At 46.2% G+C, this 18,800-nt stretch carries 11 protein-coding genes; 3 read left to right on the top strand and 8 right to left on the bottom strand.

Annotation, left to right across the window (positions count from 1 at the left end):
- Positions 1-25: 25 nt before the first annotated feature.
- The 7 genes from D7V32_RS08715 to D7V32_RS08685 form a co-directional block, all read right to left on the bottom strand.
- Positions 26-1,108 (bottom strand): patatin-like phospholipase domain-containing protein, encoded by a 1,083-nt coding sequence (locus D7V32_RS08715; protein WP_120402499.1) that lies wholly within the window; start codon positions 1,106-1,108, stop codon positions 26-28.
- 158 nt (positions 1,109-1,266) lie between these two features.
- On the bottom strand, positions 1,267-2,370 hold the full coding sequence (locus D7V32_RS08710; protein ID WP_120402498.1) for a hypothetical protein: 1,104 nt from the start codon (positions 2,368-2,370) through the stop codon (positions 1,267-1,269).
- 67 nt (positions 2,371-2,437) lie between these two features.
- Positions 2,438-3,991, bottom strand: a complete 1,554-nt coding sequence (locus D7V32_RS08705) for a hypothetical protein (RefSeq protein WP_228200190.1) — start codon at positions 3,989-3,991, stop codon at positions 2,438-2,440.
- A 340-nt stretch (positions 3,992-4,331) separates the two neighbouring features.
- Complete coding sequence (locus tag D7V32_RS08700; RefSeq protein WP_120402496.1) at positions 4,332-5,951, bottom strand: ABC1 kinase family protein; 1,620 nt, start codon at positions 5,949-5,951, stop codon at positions 4,332-4,334.
- Between the two features lie 18 nt (positions 5,952-5,969).
- Positions 5,970-6,638 carry a ubiquinone biosynthesis accessory factor UbiJ gene (locus D7V32_RS08695; protein ID WP_120402495.1) on the bottom strand — a complete coding sequence of 223 codons (669 nt, stop codon included), beginning with the start codon at positions 6,636-6,638 and terminating at the stop codon, positions 5,970-5,972.
- Between the two features lie 22 nt (positions 6,639-6,660).
- Positions 6,661-7,605: a bifunctional demethylmenaquinone methyltransferase/2-methoxy-6-polyprenyl-1,4-benzoquinol methylase UbiE gene (ubiE, locus tag D7V32_RS08690; protein WP_120402494.1), complete on the bottom strand. Its 945-nt coding sequence runs from the start codon at positions 7,603-7,605 to the stop codon at positions 6,661-6,663.
- Between the two features lie 168 nt (positions 7,606-7,773).
- Positions 7,774-8,478 carry an FFLEELY motif protein gene (locus tag D7V32_RS08685; protein WP_120402493.1) on the bottom strand — a complete coding sequence of 235 codons (705 nt, stop codon included), beginning with the start codon at positions 8,476-8,478 and terminating at the stop codon, positions 7,774-7,776.
- 209 nt (positions 8,479-8,687) lie between these two features.
- Here D7V32_RS08685 and pap point away from each other — a divergent pair, with 209 nt between their 5' ends.
- Positions 8,688-10,109 (top strand): polyphosphate:AMP phosphotransferase, encoded by a 1,422-nt coding sequence (gene pap, locus D7V32_RS08680; RefSeq protein ID WP_120402492.1) that lies wholly within the window; start codon positions 8,688-8,690, stop codon positions 10,107-10,109.
- A 47-nt stretch (positions 10,110-10,156) separates the two neighbouring features.
- Here pap and D7V32_RS08675 read toward each other — a convergent pair whose 3' ends face one another.
- Positions 10,157-10,660, bottom strand: coding sequence for a hypothetical protein (locus D7V32_RS08675; RefSeq protein ID WP_120402491.1), 504 nt, complete (start codon positions 10,658-10,660; stop codon positions 10,157-10,159).
- A gap of 174 nt (positions 10,661-10,834) precedes the next feature.
- Here D7V32_RS08675 and D7V32_RS08670 point away from each other — a divergent pair, with 174 nt between their 5' ends.
- Entirely contained in the window at positions 10,835-14,626 is a 3,792-nt protein-coding gene (locus D7V32_RS08670) for an exodeoxyribonuclease V subunit gamma (protein WP_120402490.1), read from the top strand.
- 3 nt (positions 14,627-14,629) lie between these two features.
- Positions 14,630-18,736 carry a UvrD-helicase domain-containing protein gene (locus tag D7V32_RS08665; protein WP_120402489.1) on the top strand — a complete coding sequence of 1,369 codons (4,107 nt, stop codon included), beginning with the start codon at positions 14,630-14,632 and terminating at the stop codon, positions 18,734-18,736.
- Positions 18,737-18,800 lie beyond the last annotated feature (64 nt).

Raw genomic sequence — 18,800 nt, 5'->3', positions numbered from 1 at the left:
TGGCAAGAGATGAAACCGCTGCATGCTATAAGCTTTGCATGTGTGCCGGCAGCTGCTGTTTTTCCACCAGTTCTAAAAATTCGTCGCCTAGGCGCTGGCTTTCTGCGACAGATTGCCGCCATAGCTGAACCCTCTGTTTAGGCTCTAAGCCTTTCAGCACAAAATCTTTGCGGTCTGGCAGGCGTCCTAAAGGCAGGCTTTTGAGGTAGTCCGCTGAAGGCGAAATGAGTAAAGTCCGCGCCTGATTTTGTGCATTGGCTTTGCGGGATTTAAACATCTTGTCGAACCAGCCGGGAATAATGCTGTCGCTGAAATGAGGGTAAAGCACAATGCCCTTACTCTCAAAGGGGAGATCAATGTGATAGTCAATGAGGCCGCCGTCACGGTAAGCGCCAGCTGGCGCATTTGCGATATTTTTAACAGCAGGCGTGACACCTGGGATAGATCCTGATGCCATTAGCCAGTCAGCAACGTTGTCAGCTGTGTAATTCAGATAATGAGTTTTAAAGGCATCATCTTGTATTTTAAATTGTGGAAATTGCTCTGGCTGGCAAATCACGCGCTGCATAAATTTATTTAAATGATGACGGGAAATGGCATTTGCGCCCACAATGCTCAGCAATGAGCTATAGAGCGCTAAAGGCTGATCACTTTGAAATAAATGTGCTGCTTTGGCCGCAATAATCGTTAGGTGATAATCTGGGTGAGTGACCAGCTTTTGTGTTTGATCCGTCAAAATGCCTGCAAGCATTTCACGTGAGATTTTGTCAATTTCTAGGGTTTTCATACCCTTTTGAAAGGGGAGATGGATATACAATTCAGCCAGTTTTTCAGGGCCAAGTTTTCCGCCTTGGGCTGTAATGCCTGCAAAACGCCAAGCTCCTACAGATGAGCCAATTAAAAAGCGGCGCTGTTTTGCCTGCGGTAAAAAATTGCTGAAAATGGCTTGGTCTAAACCAGTCAGTCCAATCCCTTTTGGACCGCCAGCTGCGCCAGGAATCATATCGATCTGAGCGGCTTGCAAGCCTTCTTTTTCAATAAGCTGGCGGGCAAGACTGCCAGCACGGAAGGTGAGGGCGGGAGAGCGCCGCTGCAATATTTGTGTCATGGCAATAAGATAAAAATAAAAGAATCGGCATTATTTTAAATGCAGCAGAATCAGGCTCAATGGCGTGAATGATCAGTGTGTGACGCAGAAGTCAGCCTTAAAAAATCCGCATCTTAAAACAAGATACGGATTTGGACGGCTGTGCTGAATGGTCAATTTTAGAATAAGCGTGCTTGAATACCCAGAGACGCTAAGCCATAGCGCTTATCTAGGCGGGAGGCGGTTACGCCGTTATAAAGAAATGGAATGTAGCCGACAAAGTTATTTTGATACATATCGCCTTGTACAAAACCTGTTATTTGAGGGGTGAAATCATAACTGAGTTTTAGGCTGAGAGTATGATTATCCTTGATTGGAGTGCTGCCGAAGCTGCTGACACGGTCATCAATTTGATCACGCCATAATCGTTGATATTGATAACCGATTTGGCTTTCAAATGCTTTATGGCGCCAGTTCCATGAGCCGCCGATACTGGCAAAATAACTGTCATAGTTCAGATCTTTTTGTATATCTAAACCAAATTCATTGGCATTGCCGCTTATGGCCAAATCGGTGATTGTGATATTGCCAGTTTTACACGGTTTGGCAAGATTGCCTGTGTAAGTATTGCTGCTGTCAATGCTGACATTCATTAAACAGCCTTGATGCATGGCTTGGAGCTGTAATTTATTTACTTCAACTTTACTGTAGCCAAGACTTGCAAAAGCATTGAGCTGATTCATTGGGTCCAGTTTACGTGAAAAAATACCATCTAGCTGAAGCTGAAAATCTTGAGGCTCTTCAACATGTACTTGTTGAAACGTGCGTTGATTCACTTTGGTTGCTGTAGATTTGGTTAAGGTATTTGCTGTATTTCCCCAAATGCTGGCGCGGAAACTTAAAGCGTCATTTTTATGTAAGTTTAAGTTTGGCGTATAGCGGGCTCCAATGAGCGCACTCTGTAACTTGTTGGTATCTTGTGTATATTCAATTTCACGATGCCAATAGATGCCTTCTATAGACCATTGCGGGCTGATTTGATATGCCGCAGCCAGATGCAGTCCTTGATAGTCGCCGGCAGAGGAGTCGGTAATTCCTTCGCTTTCACGCATGTCCAAAACATCAATGGTGTCATTTACAGCATCTATTGCGAAGGTCATATTTAATGCGGATTTATAAGGTGCATTAAAGTCTTTTGCTGTAAGAAACGGATCGTTAGGCGCAGCAAAACCGTGCCCTGTAAGCGCAATACATACGCTAAGTACTGCTAGTTTGATGTACATAATGGCTCGAAGCTTGACAGATAATAAAGAGAAAGCCAGTTCGAAAACTGGCTCTTTTCTTGCTGAATTAATTCAGTTTGAAATATGCTGTGACAGATGGGCCAATGAAACTTTCGCCATTAAAGTCAACTGTTGCTGAACTTAAGCCTAGAGAGCTGTCCACGACATAAGTAATAGGCAGAACAAATGCTGTTGCTGTAACTGCATCATTTGTGGCTAATTGGCCATAGAATTGATTGTAGTAACCCTTCAGCGTTGCGTTGCTGTCAATTAATGCTTGTAAAGAAATCGCGCCATTACTTGCACTAACATCAATATTATTATCGAGTGTAAATGTTGCATTGTTTGTATTGTTCAGTGTTGATGTAATTGTGACAACAGCACCTTGAGGAATTGTTGCGAGTTTAATAGACCCATCTACATTGAATGTTGTCAGAATATTATTCACTGTAACGTTGAGGCTTTCTTGTTTTGTACCGCGTGTTCCATTTAGTTTGAAAGCAAGCTTAATTGTATCTTTAAGTTCAGTTTTTGCATTTTCAAGTTTAAATGCAACGCTTAAATTGTTTGTCAGCTGGCTTAGCCCAATGTTAAGAGGGTTTGCGCTAGATGAATTCTTTAACTGATCTAATGTGTAGCTTGCAAGTTCTAAACCGCTATACACAGGGGTTTTGAGCTGTTCTTGCAGATTGTCTTGAATATTGCCTTCATTATTTTGAAGTTTTGTTTGCAATTCTTCAGCAGTCAAATTCGCACCGCTTATAACGACTGCATTCATTAAATTTGAAACAGTGGTGATATTGCTATTGACCTGAGTAATCACACTGTTATCGATTTCAGTTTCTGGATCATTGATTATGGTATTAGCATTTGCAACGGCAGTATTCAGAATGGTCGTTAATGCTGCTGGAGAAATTTGTGCAGTGCCAGCCGTAAATAGTGTATTAGTTTCGAGGTGCTTAGCAAGTGCGCCAAATGCAATCTCAGTTGCTTTACTGACGTCAAGAGCTGGAGTTCCATCAGCGTTATTGACTGCTTGCAGGCTGTCTTCTATTTGGTTTGCCAGCTGCTGAATCACAAAAATAGTTGCCATGTCTTTGGCGCTGGCATCTGTAACAGGATCAAATGTTGAAAGATCGTAATTTGAAGTTTGCAACTTGCTAAGCGTTTCAGGAGATAGCCCTAGATTTGATAACAGAGTTGGGATATCGGCTGAGCCAGCATAAGCCTGTAAGGTTGTTAGCGGGCTCACCACAACTTTACCGCTGCCCAAAGCTTGAAGATCAGTTGCTTTTAATTTAAGTGTACCAGTGAAATTCAGACCTGTTGCAATATCAATACCGCCTGTTATGGTCAGCGGCGAATTTTGGCATGATGCAGTGGTCTCAAAGCTGAACTTACCTGTTGCATTTGTTTGAACTGTGACAAAAGAACCATCGGTATTTTTACAGTTGTCGAATTGGACTGTTGCACCGCTTAAATAAAAGTCGACAGCTGTACCTGAAACAGTTTTTGGCGTAAATGGAGTTTCAGTAGAACCGCCACTGCCGCCGCCGCAAGCTGTTAATAATGAAGTTAATGCAATAGATAGGACAGAAAATTTTAATGATTTATGTTTCATTATTTAAATCTCAAACTCATTTACGTTTCGAAACTTATAGCAAAAAAAACACACAAAAAATAACAAAGAATAACATTCAAGAGAAAAGTGAATTTATTTAAGGGTTTGTGGTTGTTGTTATATTTGTGAAATATAAAATATATGTGCGCTTCAAGGTCTTTAAAGTTTGAGGGTGTCTAGATTTTTTCGGGAAAATAATAAGCGAAATAAATAGTGAAAATTATGGTGAAAAATTTTTTATAATAGGATTGTATATATTAATTAAAATCCATATATGTCAATTATATATTTTATATTGAATATTTTGGCAGACCAGTATTGGTCTGCTAAATTTTAAAAATTATTTAAAAATACGCCAAAGCGATAAAATAGAGGCTGCGGCAATCAGTAAAATAGAAATATACCAAGGCGATATGACGGCGATGGCAAGGAAAATTGCCATGAAGCTGCCGAAAATCCAGCTGCGCTTTTGCTGATGTTCCATCTGCAGGCGTATGCTTTGCAGCTCATTGAGCTGTTTAGCATGCCACGCAGACTGATTTTTGAGGCCATTTAAGCTATCAATCAGCAGCGTTGGCAAATCTTGAGCACCCAAAAGCAAGTCTGGAATTTTTTGACCTAATTCCTTGATGTTCTTCTGCGGATTCATTTGCGCTTTGATCCAGTCGGTTAGGATTGGTTTTGCAAGGCTCCAAATATCCAGTTCAGGGTATAAATCTGTGCCTAGACCTTCAACATGCACCAAAGTTTTTAGCAAAAGCATCAATTGCGGCGGAATTTCTAAATGGAAGCGGCGAGCAACGTCCATGACCTCAATTAAAATACCCGCGAAATCCAGCTCGTGCATTGGCTTAGACACCATCGGTCCGACAGTGCGGCGCATTTCACGTGCAAGCGCATCTTGGTCTGTGCCCGGCGGAATCCAGCCAGCTTGATGAACCACTTGAATCAGCTGCATAAAATCGCTGTTCATAACTGCCAGCAGCATACGCGCTACAGTCATTTGGTCATGTTTAGACAGCTCGCCCATAATTGCGCAGTCCAGCGCAATAAAACGCGGATTGGCTGGGTTAATGGTTTCTACAAAAACATTGCCCGGATGCATGTCGGCGTGGAAAAAGTTATCGCGGAAGACTTGGGTAAAGAAGATCGTCAGCCCTTTTTCCGCCAAATCTTTACGGTCCATGCCTAGACGTTCAAAGGTCGCAATATCTGAAATCGGCACACCTGTGATGCGTTCAGCAACCATCACATCTTTACTGTCCATATAGACTTCAGGCACATACATCATGCTTGAGCCTGTGAAGTAATGGCGCATGCGGCGTGTATTGTCTGCCTCAAGTGTCAAATCCAGTTCTTTTAAAATGATTTGACGGTAGTCTTGAATGATTTCAGACAAGTGCAAGGCGCGGGCAGCTTCTAAGCGTTTTTCAAGGAAAGCGCCTAGCCACTCTAAAATTTCAAAGTCTTGCAGAATTTGATTGCGTATATCTGGACGGGTGACTTTCACCACGACTTCACGGCCATCATGCAAGGCAGCGGTATGCACCTGCGCAATAGACGCTGCAGCCAGCGGCTGTGCATCAAAGCGAGAAAATAGGGTGTTTACATCTGCTTTGAGTGACTGCTGAATACGCATTTTTGCAACGTCATTGTCAAAAGGCTTAACACGGTCTTGCAGTAAAACCAGCTGCTGCAGCACCTCAGGCGGAATCAAGTCGCGGCGGGTAGACAGCAGCTGGCCAAGTTTAATGGCAAGCGGCCCCATTTCCTCAAGCGCTTCTTTTAATTTCAGCGGGTTTTTACGTTCGCGGCTCGACCATGCAGCAGGGTGCATGCGAATTAAGCCCAAAACGTGACGGGCTTTTTCAGGCAGCTCTTCCGCAGGAAATAACGTGTCGAGTCTATAGTGCGCGGCAATGCGCCAGAGGTCGATTAAACGTCTAAGGTGCGGAATCATAAGAGCAAATACCTGAAATTAAAGAGATGTATTAAGTGAGTTGAGTTGAGCTTGAAGCTGCTGAATCTTGGCTTCAGCGCGGTCTAGGTTCTGATTTAAAATGCGGGTGTCTTGATTTAAATCATCCATTTGCCAGCGCGGGGCCAATAAGCCAGAGTCTTCTTTTAATGCGTCTTGTGCAAAAAATAAATGGCTTTGCAGTGAACGTTTCAGCTGCTGCGGCGCCAGTTGGATTTTGCCAATTTCATGCGCTAAAGCAGGCCCGATCCATGGCGAGAGCTGTGATGCAAGATCAGGCTCAGCCTGCTGCATAATGCGCTGAATTTCCTGCAGCAAGCGGTAATCGCCTTGCAGCGGGATGTTGCCGACATCATCAGCCATCAGCAGTTTAAGCAGCTCAACTATACTTTTTACGCTGAGTGTTGCTGTTGCTTCTGTTGGTGCTTGACTCTGTTCAAAAGGGCGCTGTTCAAAGAGAGAAGGCGCTTCCGTATGGCCTGTTGCCGTCGGTTCGAGACGGACTTTGCCATCATCAAAACAGACGTCAACAGACAGCTGCGGAGACCCAATGACTACACGGAGCATTTTGCCTTGCAGCGCATTGAGCTGGATGCGCGAGATGGCATCCAAATCAATGATACGGTGAATGATGCGTTCGGCAGCGCCAAGAGCAAGGATTGACCACATAATAGAAACCTATGGGGCTAAATTACAGTTTGAAACCGCGGTGAACAGCAACAATGCCGCCAGTCAGGTTGTGGTAATCACAGTTCTGGAAGCCTGCATTTTCCATCATGCCTTTCAGCGTGCGCTGATCTGGATGCATGCGGATTGATTCGGCAAGGTATTTATAGCTTTCAGAGTCATTGGCAATGATTTTGCCCATGATTGGCAGTGCCGTGAACGAGTATAAATCGTAAAGTTTAGAGAACGGTTCAAATACTGGTTTAGAAAATTCTAATACCAATAAACGGCCGCCTGGCTTAAGTACGCGGTACATCGCTGCAAGCGCTGCATCTTTATCTGTCACGTTGCGTAGACCAAATGAAATGGTCAGCAAGTCAAAGCTGTTGTCTGCAAATGGCTCTAAAGTTTCAGCATTGGCCAAAACGAAATCGACATTGGTGCAGCCTGCATCAATTAAACGGTCACGGCCGACATTCAGCATCGATTCATTGATGTCTGACAATACCACATGGCCAGTCGGACCCACTTCGCGGCTGAATACTTTCGCTAAGTCGCCAGTACCGCCGGCAATATCCAGTACATGCTGACCGCGGCGTACACCTGACATGTTGATGGCAAAGCGTTTCCATAAACGGTGAATGCCGAATGACATTAAGTCATTCATGATGTCGTATTTTGCAGCCACTGAATGGAACACTTCAGCGACTTTTTGCGCTTTATCTTCACTGTTTACAGTTTGGTAGCCAAAGTGCGTTGTTGCGCCGACATTGCCGGTATTTGCGCCGCGCGGCAGGTTATATTTAGGCACTGAACCTGTTGCAGGCGTATCTGTCAGAGGCTGTTCAAGTGACTGCTGCTGACCTTGCGGCGCGCCTTGCGGAAGCGGTTCGGTTAAGAATGGGCTGACTTTGTCTGTGTTTTGTGCCGCTGTTTCAGGTTGTGCAGGCTTTTGATTTTCATTAGACATTAAGTCACTCCTAACTTCAAAATAGGGTTAATTCATCATTGCATGCATGATGACAGATTCTTTGGCGTTGTACAGCAATCATCACGCAATTGTTATGAATAATATACAGAAATATTTGCGTAAAACGGCTGCGCCATACTGTTTGCAATAGCGGGTCAGGACACGGAGCTATTGAAATGGATTGAGATCGCCAGCATGTACTTTCGCCACAATTTGGCGTTCAACAGCAGTGAACTCTTTCACGAATTTTTCGGCTGACTTTAGCGGTTTCATGGCTAAAAAGCCATCTTGCATAAAATCATACATCACATCAAAGCGGTATTTGGCTGCTGCGCCTTTACACATTTTAAAGGCGGTATAGACCACAAATGAGCGCATGTATTTATCTAGGCTTTTGCCCAGTTCATCCAGCATTGACAGCTGTTTCAGACGCTCTTCGCCTTGATCCAGCTGTAAATAGGCCTGCCGCATCATTTCATCCGTCAGCGCTTCATTGGGATGATAGTCTTTCAGCAGCTGTATTGCGACCTGCTCATCCAGCTGTACCGCCAAAATAGCCAAAGCGACGCCAGAGGTGCCTGTTTTAATTGCATTATCCGGAATCAGTTTTTCGGCTTTGTGGGCATATTTGGTTAAGCGGGCAATCTGTTCGGCCAGCGCGTCAAAATCAGGTCCGCCATATAGGCGGTTCAGGAAATATTCTGCCATGAGAGTATTTTGCTTTTCTGCAAAATGCTGGGCATGGGTACGCTGCATGCGCGTTTTTTGCCATGCCTGAACATCTTGCAGGCGCTGTAAAATTTGCGCATTTTTATGATAATTGAGCTGAAAATAGAGTTCTAAAAGATCATCTAAAACGGCAAGTTTGGACATTATTTGTCTCAATTATTTTTGAAGTTATGGAAATATTAGCTGCACTTAGCGCTGCCTGCTATGACAAATTTTCAGAAATGCTGCTTCATTGGGTCAGTTGGCGGTTTAAAAGGCGAATTGAGGCGGCTGAAAAGCAGCTTTGATGTTACAGAAAAAATAAAAACACAGGCTATACTGACTTGGATGATGATAATGCAAAGAATAGAAAAATGACGGCGAAACAAAATCAATTTCAACTTATAGATGAAGAGCAGCTGTCGCTGCAGCTGATTGAAGCGCAGTACGCGCTGAAGGAAAGCCGCGGCAAAAGCAATGCCAAAAGCCAGCTTATTTTAGTGAGCGGCATAGAGCTGGCCGGTAAAGGTGAAGCGGTGAAGCAGCTGCGTGAATGGCTGGATCCGCGCTATTTGCGTGTGAAGGCAGATCCGCCGCGCATGTTTAATCATCAGGAAACCTTTTGGCAGTCATATGCGCGTTCTATTCCTGCTGAAGGTCAAATTATGGTGATGTTCGGCAACTGGTACAGTGACCTGTTAAGTACCGCGATGCATGTTTCGCAGCCGATGGATGAAACCATGTTTGATGAATATGTCGAGAACATGCGCAGTTTTGAACAAGATCTGAAAAATAATAATGTTGAGGTGGTGAAGTTCTGGTTTGATCTGTCGTGGAGGTCGCTGCAAAAACGTTTGGACACGCTGGACCCAAGTGAGGTGCATTGGCATAAGCTGCATGGGCTGGACTGGCGCAATAAAAAGCAGTACGACAGTTTGCAAAAGCTGCGTCAGCGCTTCAGCAATGATTGGATCATTATTGATGGCGAAGATGAAACGGAGCGCGATCAGCTGTTTGCACAGCAAATTTTACGCGCCATTCAGCACTGTCCTGTACATTTGAGCAAGGCTAAAGGGCGCTGGCAGCAGGCAGCTGTGCCAGAAGCGCTGCTCCAGCCGGCAGCCGAAGCGCAGCAGGATGATGCAGAGTATAAAAAAGAGCTGAAACGGCTGACCAAAAAAGTGTCAGAAGCGATGCGCATGGACCGCAGAAATGTGGTGATTGCTTTTGAGGGGATGGATGCCGCTGGAAAAGGCGGTGCAATAAAACGCATTGTGAAACAGCTTGACCCGCGTGAATATGAAATTTATACCATTGGTGCGCCTGAAAAATATGAGCTGAGCCGGCCGTACCAATGGCGGTTTTGGAATAAAATCCAGCCGGATGAGAAAATTATGATTTTTGACCGTACATGGTATGGGCGTGTGCTGGTTGAACGCATTGAGGGTTTTGCCAATGAGATTGAGTGGCAGCGCGCTTATGATGAAATTAACCGTTTTGAACGTGATTTAAGTGATAGCAATACCGTTGTCATTAAATTTTGGCTGGCAATTTCTAAAGATGAACAGGAACTGCGTTTTAAAGCCCGTGAGGAAACGCCGCATAAACGTTTTAAAATTACGGCTGAAGACTGGCGCAACCGTGAACGCTGGGATGATTATTTGAAGGCGGCGGCGGATATGCTTTCACGTACACATACAGCTTATGCGCCATGGCATGTTGTTGCGACAAATGATAAAAAAACAGCGCGTTTAGACGTGCTGCGGGCCATTTTAAAACAGCTCAAAGCCGAATAAGCCCTGAGCATAAGCAGGGGGCAGCAGCAGGAAGGCAGCATGCAAATTTAGACTAGATTTGCATGCTGCTTCTGCTGAATGCCTTTGGCTAGTTTATAGCTTTCCTCTACATGCGCTTCCGCGACTTTTTTCATGACAATGTAGCCCAGTGACGCGGCAATGGCTTGACCGCCAAGCGGGATAAATTTGGTGACCTGTTTCGTTAGGTATTTGGCTGCTGCATTATTTAAAGACTTTTTCATTGCTGTACGCGCAACCACAAGTCCTGAAAATTCAATACCGCGTTTGCGCAGTTCAGACCAATGCACTTGTTTGGTTGCTGGGTCAAATACGCTGATTTGTTCAGGCGCTAAGCCAAAGCGCGCATTAATTTCTGGAATCAGCTGAGATAAAATACCGACATCAATGACAACATCTAAAAACGGTACAGGAACAATGGCAACACCAGCCGAAATATAAGCGCGTTTTTTGACAATATCTAAGCATTCTTGGCGGATGCTTTCCAAATTCAAATTTGGGTCAATTGATTCTGGGATTTTGTCTATTTTCATATATGGGTACCCTTCGGTGCTGAATTGGTTTTTTTCGCTTGAATCTAATTAAGATACTTGTTTCAACTTAATTTTTATACTGAATATTGTTGCCAACTTCGCATAGACAGTCTAGGAAGTATAGTAAATAATCTTTATTGTTTTGCAGCGCGGTTTTGAGGTTTAGGGGAAGCAATGGCTATTCGCGTCATACAGAGTCAACGAATTGAAGTATTGCTTGAGGCGATGCTGCAGGCTGGCCGCCAGCCTGTGCAGAACCCGCTGGATGCGCTGCAAACACAGCATTTCATTGTTCCCAGCATGGCTGTACAGACATGGCTGACGGTTCGGCTGTCTGAATATCAGGGCATTAGCGCCAATCATTTGTTTCATCAGCGGATCCGCGCTTTTCAGTGGTTTGCCTATCAGGCCGTGCTGGATGATAAAGAAAAAGTCCGTAAAGCCAATATTCCGCGCTTAATTTTAAAATGGCGTACGTATCAAACATTAAAGCCATATATTCAGCAGACGGCTAATCCGCTGGCTTTGGATCATCCTTTGCATAGCATTGTGCAGCGCATTTATGACAGCGCAGAACGTCTGAGCAATAGCACGGAACAGCAGCTGAAAAAGCAGGGCATGCTGTATTGGGTGTCGGAGCAGGTGTCACGCCTGTTCAGCAACTATATGGAATACCGCGGTCATTGCATGAAACAGCATGAGGCAGGTGAGGCTTGCCGCTGCAGTCATAATTGGCTGGCGCTGTGGGGACAAAATCAGCCGCTGGATTTGGAGCAGCAGTTCTTTATGCCGCGACCGCTTTTCCCAGGTTTAGACAGTAAAGAAGAACAGGAACAGCAAGCGCAGATTTCGAGTTTTGCCAAAGCGCAGGCAGAACAGCTGGAACAATGGCAGCGCTGGCTGTGGCATAGTGAATTTCATGAAGACTTTGCTCTGATGCAGACGATTGATGATGATTTTTGGACGATTTTAGATGATCCTGAACAGCGCCAAAGTGCGCTGAAAGCCCTGCCGAGACAGGTGGTGCTTTTTACCGTTTTGGATTTGCCGCCGAATCAGCTGTCATTTTTACGCCGTTTAGGGCAGTACATAGATGTGCTGATTTTGCACTTTAACCCTTCACAGGAATACTGGGCGGATACGGTTGATGCGAATTGGAAAAAGCAGTATGACGTCAAACTGAAGCAGCGTTTTAAAGAAAAGAATCCGCAGGCGACCACTGCGCAAATTGAAGCCTTTTTTGAAAAATATACGCTGGAATATGGCCAGCAAAAAGATTCGCGCCATCCGCTGCTGACCCGTTTCGGTAAGCAGGCGCGGGATCATTTCTCGCTGCTGGTCAATTTAGCATCTGGCGACAATGATGAAGAGTGGCATGACATTTTCCCGATGGATTATGATGCGCACCTGCTGGGCAAAATTCAATATGACATTTTAAATTTGGCAGAGCCTGAACGGGCTTCGTTTGGGCTGTCCGAAGATGATGACTCTATTCAGATCCATGTCTGCCATTCTGCTCAGCGTCAGCTGGAAGTGTTAAAGGATCAGCTGACTTTCTGGCTGTCGCAGTCCACAGCAGCGCAGCCGCGCGCGCCGAGCGATATTTTAGTGCTCAGCCCGAATTTGAAAGAGCTGGAGCCCTTAATCCGCAGTGTGTTTGCGCCGCCGCCGCGTGAACAGTCATTTGATGCTGCGCCGCAGGCTATAAGAAAAGACAGTGTGTATTTGCCAGTCAAAATAGCTGGTGTGCCGCAGCTGGATACGCAAAATGCATGGCGCGCCGTACTTGGCCCCATTCAGCTCGCACAAGGCCGTCTGACCTTGGAAGATGTGGCGGACTGGCTGAATTTAGCTGCGGTTCAGACCCGTTATGGGCTGAATCATGATCAGACTGCCCGCATGATTGAGCTGCTGAGCGAAGCGAAGTTTAAGCGCGGTTTAGATGAAGCGCATTTACAGCGGACGTTAGCGCCTAATGATACAGACTACCGCTATAGCTTTAAATTTGCTTTAGACCGGCTGGTGCTGGGGGTGGCTGTCCCGCAGCATGTCATGCTGCAGGACACGCTCAGCTATGCATTTGTGCAGCCTGAAGACTTTGAACTGGTGAATATTTTAATTGAGATTTATCAGAATTTTGCTGAACGCCAGCATTGGCTGGTGGAGCATGAGATGGGTATTCAGCGCAATGTAGAAGAATGGCTGCATTTGCTGCTGAAAGATTTGGATGCCTATCAGAACAGCGGTGTAACGGCGCTGAAAACGGTGCGCGAAGTGCTGCGTAAACTGATTACCATGCTGACGCTGTCTTACTACAGTGAAGAAGATGAGATACAGCAGGATGCGCCGCAGCTGTTAAAAGACATGCAGCTGCCGCTGCCGTATCTGCTGCAGGAAATCCAAAACAGCATTGACAGTCAGATGGATCAGGCGCAGCCGACAGGACAAATTACCTTCAGTCAGATGGGACAAATCCGCCCGCTGCCTTATAAGCTTATTGTGATGCTGAATTTGGACAGCGGGAAATTTCCCAGCCGTCAAGTGCGGCTGCCTTTTGATTTGATGGATGTGCTGAAATCGCATTTGGGTGACCGTTCGCGTTTAGATGATGATCAAGGCGCTTTTTTAGATGCTTTGCTGCTGGCGAAAGAAAATCTTTGGCTGTTTTATAATGGCTTTGATGTCAGTGATGGCGAGGTGCGTGAGCCTTCAAGTGTGGTGCAGGAATTTATCCGTCATTTGGCTGTGATTGTCAGTGGCGCAGACAGCAGCGCAGTGCTGCCAAAACTGGCTGAGCTGGCTGGCGGTGTCGAAGTGCCGGAAAATTTAGCATCTTTGTATGCGGTGCATAGTCTGCAGCCTTTTGAACAGCAGCGCTTTAGCGATGTTCCGAATGTGCGTCAAATCAGCTATCAAGACCATTGGTATTATGTGGCGAAACAGCTGCAGCAAGGTAAAGGTGTACGCCTGCCATGGGCAGGCAAAGCATTGGCAGCGCAGCCAGCTGATGAACTGCAGCTGGACAGCAGTCAGTGGATTAAACAGGTGACTTTCCCTGCAGAGCTGTATTTAAAAACACTGAGTATTGTTAATCCTAAATTGGCCGATGGTTTGGCGACCGATGAGCCGCTGATGCTGGATGGCTTAGAAAAATATGCAGTGCGCAATACGCTTATGCAGGCAGAGCAACAGGTGCCGCCAGATTTGCTGCTGGATCAGCTGCCAGTGGGTAAATTAAAAGAAGCCGCATGGCAAAGCAGCTTGCAGCAGCATGAAGCATTGCTTGAAATTGTGAAAGAGATGACGCAGACAGATCCGCCGCAATTGACTGCAGTCACGCAGCGGATTTTAAAAATTGATGAAAAAATTCAAATGCAAATTACTGTGCCTGCAGCTGAAACGGCTTGCTGGATCAGCTTAACCGCATCCAGTGCGCGCGGGCGGCGCAGAGCGCAAATTTGGCTGGAATATTTGCTGTGGCTGAACAGTTTGCCTGAACAAGATATGCAGGCTTATGAACGGATAGAAGTCTGCAGCGATACGGTCATCCGCTGCAGCGGTCTGACGCCTGCAGATGCGCGGAATTATTTACAGAAGTGGATGGAAGCATGGCGCTATGGCCAGCAGCGTCCTCTGGTGCTGCCGGCGGCGCTGCTGCTGAGTACTGAAAAAAATGGTTCGTTGACTTTGCATGAGGGTGCGAAAGGTGAAGAGCCAAGCGTACAGTGGATTGAAAATGGGCAGGGCATGAGGGTGCTGAAACAGTTTGATAAATTGCGCAGCAAGTGGACGGCCTCAGGTGATTATTCAGGTTTTGATATCCGTTATGACGAAGCCAATCAGGCGCATCTGGATTGGGCCTTTATTTTAAGAGATCAAAATGCAGCGCAGCTGCTGGAACATTGCTGTGAGCTGTTTGCTTATACCTTGTATCAGCCGATTTATGACCATCAGCATGCGGAGTAAGCAATGAATATTCAGGAAATTGAACAGCCGATCCGCAATATGCATTTTCAAGGCCTGCATTGGATAGAAGCTTCTGCAGGGACAGGCAAAACCTTTACGCTGTCGAGCCTGATGGTGCGTATTTTGCTGGAAAAATATTTGCCGCGCCAAATTATTGCGACCACATTTACCCGTAAAGCGGCTGCGGAGCTGAAAAGCCGTATCCGTCAGCGCTTGTATAATATTTTAGCGCTGCTGGAAACCTTGCGCAGTGAGCAAGTCAGCGAGATTCAGCAGAGGGCGGCTGCAGAAAAAGATGAATTGGTGCAGGTCATTTTAGAGCGCAATGCGCATCAGATTGGCTTTGCCTGTGACCGTCTGCAGTTGGTATTGGATCAGCTGGATGAACTGTTTGTCGGGACATTGGACAGTTTCAGTCAGACGCTGCTGCGTGAGTTTGCCTTTGAAAGCGGCAAGATTGAACGTGCTGAAATTACCAATGATGATGCTGTCTATATACAGCAGCTGGTGCATGATACGTTGCGTGCATGGCTGCAGCAGCAGCCGCAGGCGGCGGTCAATCTGCTGCTGGAACGCAAGAAAATAAAATCCGTAGCGCAATATGCAGATCTGATTGCATCCAGTCTGAATTTCAGTTCAGCAAAATTGCTGGAAGCGCCGCTGCCTGAATTTAATTTGGACGCAGTTGAACAGGCGCTGGCACATGTGCAGACTATCGATTTAGACAGTATTGCTTCCTTATCCAATTTCACGCCTGAGGGCAGTTACAGCAAATTGCTGCTGCAGCCGTGGTCACAGCATTCTATTGTCCACATGGTGAGCCAGCAGCTGCCTGCATTATTGCTTCTGGCGCAGGAAAAAGGCGCAGCCAGTTTGCTGACAGGCAATCATGACGAGTTGGCGCTGCTGAAAAAATTTATTGTCAAGCCAGACCCGCGAAATGCTGCGGGCAAGAAAAAAATTGACGAAGCTGAAGCTGCGCAAATTATGCAGCATCTGGTTATGCAGGCCATTCAGGCATTATTGAATGCGCTTGAGCAGTGCGCTGCAGATTTGGATGGGCTTGAAGCCTATTTAAAATATTACATTGCACAGCAAGCGAAACTTCAGTTGCCGCAAATGCTGCAAAGCAAAGGTGAAACTACATTTGCACAGCAGATCCGTACCTTGTCAGAAGCGCTGCAAGGCGAGCAGGGCGAAAAATTTGCTGCCTATGTCCATGCACGTTATCCGCTGATTTTAGTCGATGAATTTCAAGACACCAATTTAGATCAGGACAATATGCTGGCCGCCATTTGGCGTCATCCTGCCCGTTTGCAGCAAGGCTGCATGATTATGGTCGGTGACCGCAAACAGGCGATTTATGGTTTTCGCGGCGGCGATATGCTGACTTTCTTAAAAGCGCGCAATGATGTTTACCGCAAGCAGGGCTGTTTTTATCAGCTGACCAGAAACTTCCGTTCAATTGCGCCGCTGGTCGATGCGGTAGATACTTTATTTCAGCGCCAAATGGACTTTGGTGAAGATGTGCATTATGTGCCGATTAGCGCTGGCGCATCACATCCGCCATTAATGGATGACGGGCAGATGAATCCTGCGCCGCTGCGCTGGGTGCAGCTGGAAAATAGTGCAGATGAAGCGCAGCAAGCAGCATGGCAAATTTGTACTTTGTTGAATCAGTCTGCCAATGGTCAGCTGTATTTTCAGCAAAGTGAGTCAGCGCAGCATCGGGCTGTCGAAGACAATGATATTGCCGTGCTGGCAACCAGTCATGCTGCATTGACTGCAGTGCAGCAGGAACTTTTGGCTTTAGGTGTTCGAGTTAACCGTGCGGCCAAACGCAGTGTATTCAGCAGTGATATTGCTCAAGATGTGGCGGCGATTTTAAGCGCAGTGCTGACGCCGTATCAGGAAAGCAAAGTCAAGCGGGCTTTGCTCAGCCGTTTGATGGGTTTGCAGCTGCAGGACTTGTGGCGTGAAGACATGCAGATGCTGGATTTGAGCCATTATATTGCGCAGTTTGATCATATCCGTGAGCTGTGGCTGAATCAGGGCTTTTTACCGGCTTGGCATTATTGTCTGAATTATTTCAAAATTTGGGAACGTATTGTTGCTTTGCAAAGCCGAGACAATGAGCGGGATGTCGTGAACCTGCGCCATTTAACGGAACTGCTGAGCGGTCAGAGTGAGCAGCTGCAAGGCGCACAGCATTTATTTCATTGGTATTTGAAACAGCTGCAGTCACCGCAGCAGCGTGAGTGGGAGCTGGAGCGGGCATTGACCAATGCAGAAGGCGTTCAGCTGATGACCATCCATCAGTCTAAGGGGCTGGAGTTTAAATTTGTCTTCTTGCTGAATGCAGATGGCGCACCAAAAGTCGATAACATCTTAATTTTTTCTTATGAAGAAAAACCCCTGCCAGATGGGCAGGGTACAGAAAAGCAGCGGGTGGTGAACATCAGCGGTCATGCAGAAGATGCTGAAAAAGCACAGAGTGATGAGCGCCGTATCGCAGAGCAGCACCGCCTTTGGTATGTGGCGCTGACCCGCGCCAGCTACCGTATTTATGCCATGTTCCGTACTCAAGATCATAAGTCGGTTTATAGCTTGCCGTTTTGGCGCGGCAAAGGGGAACACCAATTTGTCCATCCATCCAGCATGGATCAGCCTCTTATTGAGGCGGCGCCTGAACTGCAAATAGCGTCGAAGCAGCAGCAGATACCTGAGCTGGCGGCGCTGCCATTGCCCGAAGCGCGTTTTTATCCGCGCGGCAATACCAGTTTTACGGGGCTGTCACAGCATTTGGCGCACCGCAGCCAAGTGCAGGATCAGCTGTCAGCTCAAGCTGATATACATGACAGCGCCGATGATGAGCTGGATAGTGAATCTGTTGTAACTATGAGTGCTCAAGGTATTTCTTGGATCAAAGAGAACTTTCCGAAAGGCACAGTCGCGGGTACGTTTTTACATAGCATTTATGAACAGATTGATTTTCAAGAGCCTGCCGGCTGGCATTTGGAAGTGCTGCGCCGTTTTAAAAATGATGGCCCGCAGCTGCTGACGGAACTGCGTGAAAAGTTTCAAGCGCAGTTTGATGTTTGGAAAACTTTTGCGCAGGCTTGGAAAAATGACTATCAGCAGCTGACTGCGCATTTGCACCAGACAGTGCAGCAGGTTTATGGTGCGGGCATTGCAACGCAGGAGCAGCATAAGCAGGTGCGCAGCATGTATTTAGACCTAAATAGTCAAATACTGCAGCAGATGCTGCAGGCTCAAGATCTGTCTGAGCAGTGGACACAAATTTTTGCAGACCCAGCGCGGTATGACAGTGCTGCGCTGCTGAAATGCATTAAACCTTTGTCTGACTTTATCCGTCAGGCAGATACTTCGGCTGTGCATCAGATTTTTGTACAGCAGTCGCAGCAGCACAGGATCAGCCCTGCTTTAGAAATGCCCCGAAGTCCAGATTTTTATCAAAATATTGGCTTTGGTGTACTGGTTGAAGGGTTGGTGAATGATATTTTGTATGCCCTGATGTGCCAGTGGATTGGGCAAGCGGTCAATACGCCAATGCATAACGGGTTTGGTTTAGCCCAGCTGTCCATTGCAAAGCGTTTGCCAGAGTTTCCATTTCATTTGTCACTGTCAGACCGCCCTGTGCAAGTTCAGAAAATCCAGCGCTTATTTGAGCAGAATGGCATTCAGATTGAAGCGCTAAATGAAGCTAATTCGGCGCGCTATTTAACAGGTGCAATTGACCTAGTCTACTTTGATGGACAGCGCTATCACATTGCAGATTATAAGAGTAATTTCTTAGGCAAAGCGGAACAGGATTATGCTCTGCCGGCTATACGCCAAGGGATGAGTTCATCCAGCTATTGGCTGCAGGCTGCTATTTATTTGCTTGCGCTGCACCGCTATTTACAAGTGCGTTTACAAGGTTATTCCATTGAGCAGCACTTGGGCGGCGCGAGTTATTTATATTTGCGCGGCATGAATGGTGATGGCCAATATGGCTTGTGCCATTGGCAGCCAGAGGCGGAATTTATTCATCAGTTAGATGCAATATTCGGCAGTTTTGCTGCTGACAAACTGCGCAATATTGCTTGAATAATTCAGAAAACAAATAGATAAACAATAAATTATCCTGTGGATAAGTTTGAGGATAACCGTG

The sequence above is a fragment of the Acinetobacter tianfuensis genome (genome assembly GCF_003611465.1).
GTDB classification, from domain to species: Bacteria; Pseudomonadota; Gammaproteobacteria; order Pseudomonadales; family Moraxellaceae; genus Acinetobacter; species Acinetobacter tianfuensis.
This window is presented reverse-complemented; position numbering and strand designations above follow the sequence as displayed.

Coding starts and splice junctions, on each gene's coding strand:
- D7V32_RS08715 (WP_120402499.1), bottom strand. CDS start 1,108: ATGACACAAATATTGCAGCGGCGCTCTCCCGCCCTCACCTTCCGTGCT.
- D7V32_RS08710 (WP_120402498.1), bottom strand. CDS start 2,370: ATGTACATCAAACTAGCAGTACTTAGCGTATGTATTGCGCTTACAGGG.
- D7V32_RS08705 (WP_228200190.1), bottom strand. CDS start 3,991: ATGAAACATAAATCATTAAAATTTTCTGTCCTATCTATTGCATTAACT.
- D7V32_RS08700 (WP_120402496.1), bottom strand. CDS start 5,951: ATGATTCCGCACCTTAGACGTTTAATCGACCTCTGGCGCATTGCCGCG.
- D7V32_RS08695 (WP_120402495.1), bottom strand. CDS start 6,638: ATGTGGTCAATCCTTGCTCTTGGCGCTGCCGAACGCATCATTCACCGT.
- ubiE (WP_120402494.1), bottom strand. CDS start 7,605: ATGTCTAATGAAAATCAAAAGCCTGCACAACCTGAAACAGCGGCACAA.
- D7V32_RS08685 (WP_120402493.1), bottom strand. CDS start 8,478: ATGTCCAAACTTGCCGTTTTAGATGATCTTTTAGAACTCTATTTTCAG.
- pap (WP_120402492.1), top strand. CDS start 8,688: ATGACGGCGAAACAAAATCAATTTCAACTTATAGATGAAGAGCAGCTG.
- D7V32_RS08675 (WP_120402491.1), bottom strand. CDS start 10,660: ATGAAAATAGACAAAATCCCAGAATCAATTGACCCAAATTTGAATTTG.
- D7V32_RS08670 (WP_120402490.1), top strand. CDS start 10,835: ATGGCTATTCGCGTCATACAGAGTCAACGAATTGAAGTATTGCTTGAG.
- D7V32_RS08665 (WP_120402489.1), top strand. CDS start 14,630: ATGAATATTCAGGAAATTGAACAGCCGATCCGCAATATGCATTTTCAA.